Origin of the sequence: Magnetospirillum molischianum DSM 120, assembly GCF_000294655.1 — a bacterium.
Taxonomy (GTDB): Bacteria; Pseudomonadota; Alphaproteobacteria; order Rhodospirillales; family Magnetospirillaceae; genus Phaeospirillum; species Phaeospirillum molischianum.
Genome location: NZ_CAHP01000018.1, coordinates 1 through 12,911, shown reverse-complemented (window position 1 = coordinate 12,911; position 12,911 = coordinate 1). Strand labels below are relative to the sequence as shown.

The window sequence follows — 12,911 nt, the reverse complement described above, 5'->3', positions numbered from 1 at the left end:
GCTATGGCCGAGAAGAACCTGGATGACCCGGATGTCGACCCCGTCTTCCAGCAGATGGGTGGCGAAGCTGTGACGGAGCGTATGCGGGCCGACCCGCTTGACGATCTCCGCCGCCTGGGCCGCTTCGACCCGGATCAGCATGCGTTCGCTGTCGATATCGCGGACCTTGAGGGCCGCCACCTCGCCGACGCGCAGGCCGGCGCCATAGGCGACCGACAAGGCCGCCTGGTGCTTGAGGCAGGTGGTTGCATTCAACAGGCGGGCGACCTCGTCCCGGCTCAAGACCATCGGCAGCTTGCGCGGATGGTGGATGCGCACCAGTCTGCGCGCCAGATCCGGCCGGTCGAGCGTGTGCGTAAACAAGAACCGGAGCGCCGAAACAATGCTGTTCATCGTCGGCACCGGCACGCCGGACTCTTGCTGGTCCACCTGGAACTGGCGGATATCCTCCGCCGTGGCCGTGCCGGGCGAGCGCCCCAGAAACGTGGCAAAGCGTCCAACATCGCGGATGTAGTCGCGCTGGGTGTCTTGCGAAAACCGGCGCATGTTCATGTCTTCGATCATGCGCTGACGCAATGGGCTGATCGGGGTGGACGGAATAGGAACGGTCATCATATGGCTCCTCACATCGAAGGAAGGAGCCAAAATGCTCGGCCAATGCCGGGCGTCACTCAACCAAAGCGCTACACTTCAGGCTCGATAGGCCCATCAAGAACGAGCACCAATCCCGCGCAGCGGGTTCGTTCCACGGCCCAATCCGCTCATTCCGGTTCGCGCCCTTGGTGGTAATTTACAGGAATAGCCACGCTTCCCGATAACGGACCTTAAGCGCGTTCCGAGCCCTTATGCGCGCTGCCTTCTCCAAGTCCGAGCGAGACCGAGAAATTGAGGGATGATGTGTTCGAGGCACGACGTTCTGACGGGCCAGCATCGCAACGCCAAATCTTCGCGCCTCTGTTCTACGCTGTTGATAATCCGTCATTATTGCTTTCTTGAGACCCGAATCTCTGATAGCGGGGCTCCCCGCAAAATTGGAATAATTCAATGACACCCCCCCGTTCAACATTGTCGCCTCGCATGATCGCGTTGTTCTGCGAGCGCCGCCTCGCTTCTGTCTTGCCTGCGGACATCACCCTCGCGTTACAGGGCTATCTGGTGGGTTTGCTGGCGCGCAGGGAATTCCCCCCCTACCGAGGCACTCAGATAGATTTTGAGGTTATTGCAGCCGCTCTTTCAGTCGAGGCGACACAACTCCGATCCGCAAAGGCACAGTTGCGGCCGATCTTTGATGCCGTGTCCCGCTCCGTCGCCGAAGCCGAACTACGGCCTCGAGTGGCCGACCGCGATAAAGCTAAGAAGAAGAGTACGTCGCCACAAAAGGAAAGGAAGTCGGTGAGCAAACCACCCAAGCCAATTGTGGAGTTTCCCGAACCGCTGGACGACACCTGGGATGATCCCGACGACTTAAGTGCGGCTTTGCGCCTGCATGCCGCCCGGCACGGCGAGACGATCCATCACCTTTATAGGGCTGTCGTCAGACCGAAAGACGGCCTGAACCGCAGCACGCTGATCTCTTGGGCGCGCGGGGCAAAGGCACCCCGCTCGGTGATCAGTCTCGACGTTCTTCGCCGGATCGAAAAGCGTTATCGGCTGCCGGACGGGTATTTTGCCCAGAAGACAGCCAATCCTGTCCGAGCGGCGACCGGCTTTGATCTGGATGATGTCTCAGCATCGGAGCGCCGCCGGCTGGCGCGGCATCTACCAGATAATTTCAACTCCCGCCCGCGCCATGAGCAGACGGAAATTATCGACTGGGTTCACAACGTCGTTATCAGTGGCTCCACAGATTATCGGCGATATCAGGCTGCCGCCATACGCCAGCGCTATGCAGTTCGGTTCGCCGGTATTTCGGCGCCACGACGGAAATCATCCATTGCAAAAGAACCGGATGAATCTGGCGTCATCGATGCACCGGCCCAACTGAATGCTGAGATTGCCGAACTCTTGAAATTCAAGACCTCGACCTTCGCCGCTTTCGGCCTTCAGCGCAATGGCGTGTGGGGCGAAGAAACTGTATCGCAGAAAATAGAACATTTTGGCCTGTGGTTTGGCACCTTCGCCGCACCGGTCGCAAGTGACGTTCGCGGCTTCGGTGCCGACCCGAAGTGTTTGACTTTCGCGATGATGGTTTTTCCGCAGGTGTGGGACTGGTATCTGCAATGGCGGGAGCAGCGCCGCGGTTTCTATACCAAGTGGGAAACCGATCTGCTGTCGATCGCCGCCGCCTTGAACCGAGAGGAAACCGGCTGGCTCAGGCAGACGCCACACATCGGCGATCATCTCCAGGAAATCGAAGGACTGATCACGCGCCAGGATATTGACGAAGCCAGGGCCGATTGGGCGGCGGCCTGTGATCGGATGTATCGCCATGCCCGCCGGCGCATCAAGGAAATCGATCGCGTTGCCCGTATTCACCGGGATCCTTTCGAGCCGATTCTGCCCGTTCTCGAAGCGCCAAGCCCAGTCGGAGAATATCGCAAGATCACCGAGGAGATCCTGCACCGCATGCCGGACGAAAGACGTTATCCGCTTGCTGCCGCCGAAGCTGTGCGAGCTTTTCTGCTGTTGCGGATTGGCCTGCACACCGGCCTGCGGCAAAAGAACCTCCGGGAGCTTCTTCTCTGCAAGCGAGAAGAGTTGCCGACGTCAGAGCGGCGGCTGGAAGACATGAAGCGCGGTGAACTCCGGTGGAACTCTCGGGATCACGGCTGGGAAATTCTGATCCCATCGGTCGCATTCAAAAACGCAAGCTCGTCCTTCTTTGGCTCCAAGCCGTTCCGCCTGATCCTCCCGGACCTCGGGGGCCTCTATGAAAAACTCGAGGCCTATATCGACCGGCACCGCGCCCGACTGATTGGAGCGGCCGCCGATCCTGAAACCTTCTTCGTCAAGACCGCGAGGAGGACCAGCACCAATGCCGCCTATGACCAGAACACATTCTATGAGGCCTGGCGGCTCGTCATTCAGCGCTACGGCATCTTCAATCCCTGGACCGGGCGCGGCGCGATCAAAGGGCTTCTCCCGCACGGCCCGCACAATGTGCGTGACGTGCTGGCAACCCACATCCTGAAACAGACTGGCTCCTACGAACAGGCAAGCTACGCCATTCAGGATACGCCGGAGATGGTCACCCAGCATTACGGTCGTTTCCTGCCGCAGGACAAGGCCGAGATTGCCGCACGCATTCTGAACAAGGTCTGGGAGGCGGCCTGAGATGACCAGTTCAGGCTGTTTGAATTAAGTTTGCGGAGATAGCGCGCATATTCACCGCAATAATTGCGGCTATTGCCCTTGCGGCTGCGGAGAAAGTTGGCCATATTCGCCGTGAAAGGTGCGGTGAATATGGCCTATATCCATGAGCAGGACGATTGGCCCCGCTTCAGGTGGTCCGAGCAGGTGGTCGGCGCAGCGTTGGCCGCCGTCCGTCATCGGCAAGGTCGGCTGATCGGGCGTATGGAGGCGCTTGGCTTCAATCTCCGGGCTGAAGCCGTTCTCGACACTCTGACCGAAGATGTCCTTAAATCGAGTGAAATCGAGGGAGAAAGCCTCGACAAGGAGCAAGTGCGCTCGTCGATTGCACGTCGTCTCGGCCTGGATATCGGCGCCCTTACCCCGGTGGATCGAAACGTCGATGGCGTTGTCGAGATGATGCTCGACGCCACACAGAACTATGACAAGGCGCTGACCGAAGTGCGGTTATTCGACTGGCACGCCTCTCTTTTTCCGACAGGCCGAAGCGGCATGACCCGGATCACCGTCGGAGCCTGGCGCGGCGAGAAATCCGGGCCAATGCAGGTGGTCTCGGGCCCCTATGGCCATGAGCGCGTGCATTTCCAGGCGCCGGACGCGATTCGACTTCCTGAGGAGATGGAAGCCTTCCTCACCTGGTTCGAGGGCGAACAGAGGATTGATCCTGTACTGAAGGCAGCCATCGCCCATCTCTGGTTCGTGACGATTCACCCTTTCGAAGACGGCAATGGTCGGATTGCCCGGGCGATCGCCGACATGGCGCTCGCGCGTTCCGAAACGACCCCGCAACGCTTCTACAGCATGTCGGTCGAGATCCGTTTGGAGAGGAAGGAATATTACACCGCGCTCGAACGGACGCAGAAGGGCGATCTGGATATCACCGACTGGATCATCTGGTTCTTGGCTTGCCTCGACCGCGCCATCGACGGGGCGGAACAGACCCTTGCCAGGGTTCTCTGCAAGGCCGCTTTCTGGAGGGAGATTGAAGGGCAGCCGCTGAACGAGCGGCAACATGCGATGATCAACAAACTCCTCGATGGCTTTGAAGGCAAGCTGACGTCTTCGAAATGGGCGAAACTCATGAAGGTGTCGCCCGACACGGCCTTACGCGACATTAGCGACCTTGTCGCACGAAGCATCCTGCTCAAAGATGAAAGCGGGGGACGGAGCACGAGCTATTCGCTCAAGTGGTAATCCCCCCATTTTTAGCGGGGGTTTGACATAGAATTCAGGCGGCCAATTTCAGTTTCTGGGCGGGCGTGATGCCGCCGATGCCCATATTGGGGCGGTCGTTGTTGTAGGTCCAGAGCCATTCTGTCGCGTGATCCTGCACCTCCGCGATGGTTTCAAAGAGGATTTGCCCCATCCATTCATGCCGGACCGTCCGGTTGTAACGCTCGACATAGGCGTTCTGCTGCGGCTTGCCGGGCTGGATGTGTTGGAGGCCGATGCCGTGCGTCTCGGCCCATTTCATCAGCGTGCCGCTGATATATTCGGGGCCGTTATCGACCCGAATTGTCCTCGGCTTGCCGCGCCATTCAATGATCTGGTTCAGCACCCGCACGACCCGTTCGGCGGGCAGAGAGAAATCGACTTCGATGCCGAGCCCTTCCCGATTGAAATCGTCCAGCACGTTGAGAAGCCGGAAAGCCCTGCCATCCTCCAGACGATCCGCCATGAAATCCATCGACCAGACCTGGTTGGGGGCGTCTGGCACCGCCAGTTCGTCGGGCTTATCGCGTTTGAGCCGTTTCCGGGGCTTGATGCGCAGGTTCAGTTCCAACTCTCGATAGATCCGATAGACCCGTTTGTGGTTCCAGCCATGCCCCTGAATGTTGCGCAGATACAGGAAGCAGAGGCCGAACCCCCAGGTCTTTCTGGCCTGGGTCAGCCCGATCAAAAGGTCGGCGATCTGCTCGTTCTCGTCGGAGAGCCTCGGGCTGTAGCGATAGCACGTCTCGCTCCGCCCAAACGTCCGGCATGCCAAGGCAATGCTGATGCCCAGCCGCGCCACCGCTGTCTCGGCCATCTCCCGGCGCTGGGATGGCCGGGTTATTTTTTTCCGAGAGCCTCGCGGAGCAATTCATTCTGCATGCTGAGCTCGGCGAACATCTTCTTCAGCCGCCGGTTCTCGTCCTCCAGCCCCTTCATCTCCGAGATCATCGAGGCGTCCATGCCGCCGTATTTCGCCCGCCATTTGTAGAACGTCGCGCTGCTCATCTGGTGCTCGCGGCATAGCGTCAGGACCGGGATACCCTCCTCCGCCTGACGCAGGATCCCCATGATCTGGGCGTCCGTGAACCGACTCTTCTTCATCCGAATCTCCTCGTTCGCAAAACCGAGAAAATTCTACGTCCGCATCCCCTTATTTCCAGGGGGGATTACCAAGTCAGTAGGTCTTGTTTCGTGAGCTCTTACCGCAGGGTGCCCGCCTGAAGAGAGAATCCTTACACGGCACTAGAAAAAAGCCCGATACGACCGCTTCGCGCCTCAAGAAGGGCGTCTGGCCAGATCGCCAACCACCCCGAAAGCGGAAGTCCATGGGCTACAAAAAGCACCCGCCATTCCATAAACTTCCCCGGATCGCGTTGACAGGCACGCAATTCGCTCTGTCTCGATGAAGTTTGCGCATTTGAGGTTAACGCTTTCCTGTGCTTCGATGGGGCGGCAAAATGATTTCATGCATGTGGTCCGGTTGGCCAATGACCGGGCTGCCGGATCCCATATCCGTGCCCAGGAAGAGGTTCGCGAGATGACCCAGACTGACGCTGAGGCCGGTCAACCAGGGAACCAAGACGCTCAAGACGGGGTGCCGCCCTCGTTGGCTGTTCTTTTCCTGCTCAATGCCGAGGCCATTGCCTTCCACCTCCCCAGCGCCGAGCCGGTAGCAAAGGACGACGCCAATGCTCTGCGTGCGGCCCTCGAGAAGCTTCCCCATGACGAGTTGGAAGCGGTCCTTGGGGACGTGGTGACCATCCTCGTCGATACCGAGCCATCGCTGATGCCGATGCTCACTGACGCCAAAGAACGGGCCGAGGTTAGGGGTACCGACTCGGCCCCAACCGACACCTCGACACTGCTCTTCTACCTCCTGCAGAACGCTTGGCTCATCCCGGTCGTCGTCCTCTCGCTGCGCATGTTGGGCGAATTTGACCTCAAGTTTGGGAGAAACAGGCTCAAGATGAGCTCGGTGCTGAAAGATCTCGCGGCACTCATCCACAAAGACAAATGACTCCGGACGACGAGGGAGACGAGCAGAACCATCTCGTCCAGATCATCCTTGAGTTACTGTCGGCTCAACGGCGCGGCGAATTGGACGAGGCGCTCGATCGGCTGGGAAACCAGTTGGACGTCCGGTTGGTGGACGGCGTCCTGGAGATGGCGGAAATCGATATCGCCGGTCGCGGCGAATTCGCGCGTGCTGCGAGTTGGTTATCAATCTCCGAAGGGCTAATCGAACGCCTCAAGCTCGAAGGTTACCGGGCACTGCTCGCGCTACACCAAGGCAACCTGCACCTCCGTCGGGGCGAAGCCGATGCTGCCGACAAAGCATATGCCAGGGGATTGGATGCAGCCCCCCGCTCCGTTATACCGCTCGTACGGGGAGCGTTGGCCATAAGCCGAGGCGCGCTCTTGTACCGCCGCCGCCGATTTTCCGACGCCGTCTCGCATTTCGAGTACGAGCTACCGCGGATCGGACACCGGCCGCACGAATTCCTCGTTCGGGACAATCTCGCACTCGCCCACTATGCGCTGGGCCATACAAGCCGCGCACAAACTCTCTGGCTTCAGCTCGAGACCGATTGCTGGAATTCGGGAGACACCGAAAAGCTTGCCAACGTCCACGGCCATCTCGCGATGCTCTATGACCGGATCGGCCAGCGCGACCTCCAAAAAAAACATCTCCTCGCGGCCTTTGACCTGCGGCAGGCGTCCGACGCCACCCGGAGATCAACGGACTGGTCCGGGGCTGGCCGTTCGGCAATTGACCTTCATCTCTTTCATATGAACGGCGGCTCGTTGCCGGAAGCTAAGCAATGGCTCGACAAAGCGCTGATGTCTTTGCCGAAGAGCGGCGACGATCCGAGAGGTGATGTCGCGAAGCGCCTGCTGATAGCCTTCGCCCTGGCCGGGGGACAAAATGATACCGCCTGGAAGCTTGCCGAGCCCGTGGTTGCCATGCTGAAGTCCCGTCCCGACGACGAAATGGACGACGAGGCTATCCTGCTCGCGGCGGCTGTCGGACGGTCGGCGATAGAGGCGCGAAATATCGAGGTGGCTCGCCCCATCTTCGAGCGAATGATCGAGCTCTACGAAGAGTCGGACAGCGTCGATTTCCTGGTATCGAGCTTGGGATATTGCGCACGGGCCCATATCGCCGAGGGCGCGATCGAAAGGGCAGCAGCGCTGATCGAACGGATGGGTGCTGCTGAGAGCCAGCTTCGGGCCGAGTTGCTCGATCCGCTCCATCACTACACCGTCTCCGGCGCCCTCGAGATCCTGCACGATGGCTTAGTCGTTGACTTACGCCGCGTGCGGGAAGGTCGTCTCCTCTTCAAGGTCATCCAGATGGCAAAGGCCTTTGGCATCGGCGGCGGCCGGGATCGCAGGGCTTCGTTCGAGGAACTGGCCACCAGCTTGCCAGCTGACACTGTGTTCCTCGAATACGACCAGCATGGCGGACGAACCTGCTGCCTTGTGGTAGGTGCTGGAATGCTTGAACCCCTCCTGGTGGAGCTGGAAATCACGCCCCAAGAGACCACCGCCATGGCGGTCGATTTCCAGCAGCGCCTAGTGTTAGCCCGGCACCTGCTGTCGGATCAACCGTTCGACATGCTCCAGCAAGTCCATGATCGGTTGCTGGCGCCCGTGCTCGCCCGGTTGAGCGAGGGGACAGGCCATCTGGTCGTGGCACCGGCGGGCGCGGCGACGAGCTTCCCGTTCCATATCTTCCCGTTGGGGGCGGGCGATCGGCTGGTCGACCGGTACGACATCTCCTATGCGCCGAGCGCCAGTGTCTGGATGAATGCGCGGTCACGGAATAGACCGGTCGAGACGGCGGCCATCTTCGCGTGCGCTGGTCCGAGCGACGCCCCGGCCGTCCGGGCGAATTTCCATGAGGAAGCAGATCGGGTCGCCAAGACGATCTTGCACGCCAAGCGAAAGCTGAAGGCGCATGGGCTCAGTCATGATGGGATGCGAGATCATATCGTCCAGGCCGCAGGCGTGGACGTCATGCATGTTGCTGCGCATGGCGTCTTCGTCACTGCGGACCCGGCTGCCAGCGGCATTGCCCTCCTGCGCGACGGCGAGCTCTCGATGCTAGCCCTGGCGGAGCTAGCGGAGGCGAACCTCCGGGCCGACCTCATCTTCCTCAGCGGCTGCGACACAGGAAGGGTAGCGGCATTAGCGAACCAGGAAGTGCTCGGGCTGATGAGCATCTTACTCGGTCAGCATGTCGGTGCGGCAATCCTTAGCTTCTGGCCGGTCCCCGCAGTTTCCGAGACCATCCTGGATCTGGTGACCGACTTCTACCGACTGTGGCTGATCGATGGTCAGCCAAAGGCCCGAGCTCTTTGTCAAGCCATGCGCCGCCGTAAGCCCAGCCGCCTCTATGACTACGCTGGTTTCGCATTATTCGGTTTCGGCGGTCCGGCGCCGGGCGACGCCCAACACGGAGGAAGGCCGACCGAGTCAGATTTGTCTGCCGCGTGAGTGAGATTCGCGTTCGGGACGGCACTCAACTCGGTTAGGAATTATTGGCTGATTCGCGCCTCATCTAAGTCGTTCGTGGGTGAACGCCAATTCCCGACAGCGGACGCTGCCCCACCGACTCAATTGGGGCCATGAGAGTATCGGAGTGATTGTCAATATGAGCGCTGAATTCGGAGGGGCAGCGTTCTATCCAGCTGAGCTTCGGCTGCGTGGGTCTCGGCGTATGCGAGAGCCTTTAAGTGCGGTTCGGGGTTGGGGGGGGAGGGGAAAGGACCCTTTTCAGAGCCTTGAAACGTCATCCTGAAATTATCTAAGCAGGGCAATGATTGCCGAAACGACGCCAAGCAAGCCGGTTGCAATAGTGATTGGCTTGTTGACATACATATTCATCATATCTTCCCGCTCCTTCAAATATGAAGGCATTCTTTCACGGATTTTACCCTTAAGTGCTCGGCGAACTTCGTGATGCAGGATATCGCTGCCAAATGTTCCGCACCTCCAATGCCCTGCTCGTTGATAGTCGTCAGGTTCTGGAATTGGGATGCCTTCAATATCAACATCAACCTTGAGAGCTTTTTTCCAAAGCTCTTTGTCTTCAATGCTGGTTAACCATTCGCGATATTCTCGAATGTCGTCGTCATTCCTGCGAAGTAAATCGTCTTTCTCATCGGCGGGTAGGTGGGATGACGCTTTAAACGCCTCTCTTCCGTCGATCTCGGTTTGCTTAATCTTCCTGTGAATGTACCGCTTGGTGAAATAGGGGCGGAGTAGCTTAAGCTCAAAAATGTCGATGGCTTTCTTAAGCATTTGAATTCGGCCCTATCGCATTAACAAGCTGGCAGGGGCAAGATTTTCTCCATTGCAAAAATAATCAGCCCAATAATTGTCACGTAGAACGGCCATAGCGTTTTTGTGATCATAACGCGAAACATGGACGGGACCATATGCTTTATGGCTCTGGTATCCATTGTGAATTCATTGCTTGGTATTGAGCCGTCTGCAACCTTTTCATAAAGCTTACGAAAGAGCTTTTCCTGATGCAGGAAAAACCCATCAAGCGCCCAAAACATGATGACTGGGAAGTAAGCCAGCAACACCAGCTTCACGTTTGAGTCTTTCGACGCAAGGGCAAATATGGCTGCAACAAGAGTGATGCTCCACCCCTTAATCACAAACGAATTTACGCCCATTCTGGTTATGGTCGCCTGGATAAACCCCAGGTGAGCAATTCTGTCGGACATATTGCCATCTCCTTGTTCGCTATTTCAGCGCATATAGATCATCTAATGTAGTTGCTCCTGTCAAATCACCACATGCTCTATTCCACGCATTCAAGCCATCAATATTAATGTTAGTCATGTGCTTAAGGTTTACATCATATTCGGCGTCAAATTTTTCAACAGCAGCTTTCTCAACAAAGCTGCCTACAGCCTTACGTCGCGGTCTTGCTGGTTCTATTGGCTTTATAAGGCTCGTCATTAATATTTCTGTATACAGCCAAGCCGATTGAGTTTTTCCCTTTTCAGCAGATTCCTTTGACGTAATTGATGATGGCGTATTTATAAATACAACGCACTCGCATGAATTAATCATTTTTGTTAATGCAGTTGAAAGCATCATGTGGACGTGCGCAGTCGTCCTCTTAATTTTTTCGTATTCGTATCTGCCATTTGTATCTTTGCTATATTCATTGTCTAATATGGTGATCAATTCGTCCCCATACCCCCAAACACACGAATCAATAAAAGAATTCAGCCCAAAGTACTCACTCAACCAACCTGCAAATCCCATGGCTAGATCATGGTCTTTATGGGAGTGAGATATAAACACATTCGATTTAATCTCAGGAAACCAGTCATTGATAAGCTTTGTTGCCTGCAAAGTTCCGCTCTTATTAAGAAATGCGTCAAGATTCTTTTTTACGCTTGCCTTGTTCTTGTTGGCGCGAACTTTTTCGCCGTCAAGCCATTTATTGAAAAAGTTGTTATTGCTGGTTTCAATTTCTAAATTATAGCATCTGAACATTTTCCGTGCCCCCAGCCCAAATTAACTGTCATCCCTATGGCAGACGGCCATCTGCCACCACTCATGGACGCATTAGCTAAGAGCCTTTCACCTCAGAATGCAAGAGGTGGCGTCTCAGAAGGGCGGGAAAATGCGCTCGGATGAGAATGGTTTTGATCGTGAATGGAGGATGGTCATTCAGTGTCTTGAATAGCTATCCAGGCCCCACAGAAGCGTATTGACATTAACAAATAAGTGCCCCACAATACTGGCACATAAATGGCATAAGTCATTGAGAAATAAGGGCTTAATTGGCTCAGGCGAGTATCCTAGCCCCCCAGCCATCGCGCCTTTCATAGAAATCAACGACATGCGAAACGCGGCCCTCGGCCGCGTTGTTCATTTGTGGTGTGCGCCGTACATTAGGGTCAGGACTCATAACCAGTAACTGACGGTTGCGGCAATGCAGACCGCCGCCATGAAGTTTTTGGCGAGTCGGTCGTATCTGGTGGCGATGCGGCGGAAGTCCTTGAGTCGGCAAAACATTCTCTCGATGGCGTTACGGTCTCGGTAGAGAACGGGCGAGAAGCAGTTTTTCCAGCGTCGATTGACCTTGGGCGGGATGTTTGGCGCGGCGCCCTTACTCTCGATCTTGCGGCGGACGGCGTTGCTATCGTAGCCCTTGTCGCCGTGCAGAATGTGGGTTTCGGGCATCTGGTCGAGCAGAGCGTCGGCGGCGGTGCAATCCGCCACTTGCCCGCCGGTCAGCAGGAAAGCGATGGGGCGGCAAAAGGCATCGGTCAGAGCATGGATTTTCGTGGTGCGACCGCCCCGCGAGCGACCAATCGCCTGCGTCCGTTCCCCCCTTTTCCGCCTGCGGCGCAGCGATGCGCTTTGACAGCCGAGGAGTCGATCAGCACCTGGGCCGGAGGGCCTCCCGCCGAAGCCAGCGCATGAAATATGTTCTGCCAGATGCCCTTGTCGCCCCAGCGGACGAAGCGGTTATAGAGCGTCTTGCGCGGTCCATAAGCTGAAGGGGCATCGACCCAGCGACATCCTGATTTCAGGACATGGATGATCCCGCTGATGACACGCCGGTCATCTCCCCGTGCCTTGCCCCGCGTATCGGTCGGAAGATGCGGGGCAAGCCGCACAAACTGCTCGTCCGTCAGCCAGAAAAGATGATCGTCCATTCAAGGGCTCCTTTCGGAATCCTTGAATCACAAAGTTTCTCCCAAGAAAACATTTTTATGGGTCCTGACCCTAATGGTCGGCCAATATCTGCTTCTATCTATCCGCCTCCCAAACCCGCCCTTCCCCTTCCGTGAAGAGTTTCGGGCGCCGTGAGGCGTACGAAAGTCCCCGAGGAACGAACCCGCGAGGTTCGAGCACAGGCCTATGGGGATTTCGTTTTGCGGCTGATCCTGGGGGTGTCGCGACGGGCCACCGGAAGAGGTCGGGTTGGCGCGAAGAGGCCGCAACGTCCGTCTGTCATGCCACGATTCTGGTGGAAAGAGGAGCCGAAACCCCTTCTTTCGGCGGGGATTCCAGAGAATGGCCCATGCGGGATCGTCACCCGAAGCGCGGCGGTTCGAGTGCCTGGGACGGTCAAGCCATGCCGGATCATGGCGGGTTCTCCCGGTTCGGCAGTGCGCCGACAGGGGGCGCGCGGGGCTGGTGCCCCCGTTCGAAAACCTCGACGATCACCATGCGCCCGCCGCAGCAGGGGCATGGCGGAACGGCATCGACGGGGGCTTCCGCAATATCGGCGACGGTCGGCGGGGCGACGGCCAGAAGCGTGCGGATGCGTTCGAGGCTGGCCTTGCGGCAGGACGCGGCAAGCAGTCCATAATGCCGGATGCGGTGGAATCCTCGTGGGAGGA

General features: G+C 57.5%; 9 protein-coding genes and 2 pseudogenes. 4 read left to right on the top strand and 7 right to left on the bottom strand.

All coding sequences use genetic code 11. The features are described from left to right. On the bottom strand, positions 1-615 hold a 615-nt coding region (locus PHAMO_RS07455), incomplete at its 3' end, for a tyrosine-type recombinase/integrase (protein ID WP_040566424.1). A 462-nt stretch (positions 616-1,077) separates the two neighbouring features. Between PHAMO_RS07455 and PHAMO_RS07450 the strand changes: the two genes are divergently transcribed. Continuing rightward, positions 1,078-3,273 (top strand): hypothetical protein, encoded by a 2,196-nt coding sequence (locus PHAMO_RS07450; protein ID WP_040566426.1) that lies wholly within the window; start codon positions 1,078-1,080, stop codon positions 3,271-3,273. A gap of 96 nt (positions 3,274-3,369) precedes the next feature. Continuing rightward, positions 3,370-4,503: a Fic family protein gene (locus PHAMO_RS07445; RefSeq protein WP_456085325.1), complete on the top strand. Its 1,134-nt coding sequence runs from the start codon at positions 3,370-3,372 to the stop codon at positions 4,501-4,503. Between the two features lie 34 nt (positions 4,504-4,537). Here the strand turns inward: PHAMO_RS07445 and PHAMO_RS07440 are convergent. After that, a protein-coding gene (locus PHAMO_RS07440; protein ID WP_155801606.1) for an IS3 family transposase occupies positions 4,538-5,625 on the bottom strand; the annotation gives its coding sequence in 2 pieces (ribosomal slippage) (positions 4,538-5,364 and positions 5,364-5,625; 1,089 coding nt in all). Positions 5,626-6,061: 436 nt separating this feature from the next. Here PHAMO_RS07440 and PHAMO_RS07430 point away from each other — a divergent pair. Together PHAMO_RS07430 and PHAMO_RS07425 are read left to right on the top strand one after the other, a co-directional pair. Beyond that, positions 6,062-6,541, top strand: coding sequence for a hypothetical protein (locus PHAMO_RS07430; protein ID WP_155801605.1), 480 nt, complete (start codon positions 6,062-6,064; stop codon positions 6,539-6,541). Beyond that, complete coding sequence (locus PHAMO_RS07425) at positions 6,538-9,024, top strand: CHAT domain-containing protein (protein ID WP_002727958.1); 2,487 nt, start codon at positions 6,538-6,540, stop codon at positions 9,022-9,024. Before PHAMO_RS07430 ends, PHAMO_RS07425 begins: the two co-directional genes overlap by 4 nt. 306 nt (positions 9,025-9,330) lie before the next feature. Here PHAMO_RS07425 and PHAMO_RS07420 read toward each other — a convergent pair whose 3' ends face one another. From PHAMO_RS07420 to PHAMO_RS19700, 5 genes and pseudogenes are all read right to left on the bottom strand, one after another. Next, positions 9,331-9,831, bottom strand: a complete 501-nt coding sequence (locus PHAMO_RS07420; RefSeq protein ID WP_002727956.1) for a hypothetical protein — start codon at positions 9,829-9,831, stop codon at positions 9,331-9,333. 20 nt (positions 9,832-9,851) lie between these two features. Next, positions 9,852-10,265: a hypothetical protein gene (locus PHAMO_RS07415; protein ID WP_002727955.1), complete on the bottom strand. Its 414-nt coding sequence runs from the start codon at positions 10,263-10,265 to the stop codon at positions 9,852-9,854. 19 nt (positions 10,266-10,284) lie between these two features. Further along, on the bottom strand, positions 10,285-11,049 hold the full coding sequence (locus PHAMO_RS19355; protein WP_002727950.1) for a hypothetical protein: 765 nt from the start codon (positions 11,047-11,049) through the stop codon (positions 10,285-10,287). Between the two features lie 414 nt (positions 11,050-11,463). Then, a pseudogene (locus tag PHAMO_RS18935) lies at positions 11,464-12,221 on the bottom strand (IS5 family transposase). A 430-nt stretch (positions 12,222-12,651) separates the two neighbouring features. Continuing rightward, positions 12,652-12,911, bottom strand: a pseudogene (locus PHAMO_RS19700) (IS91 family transposase); the annotation flags it as partial.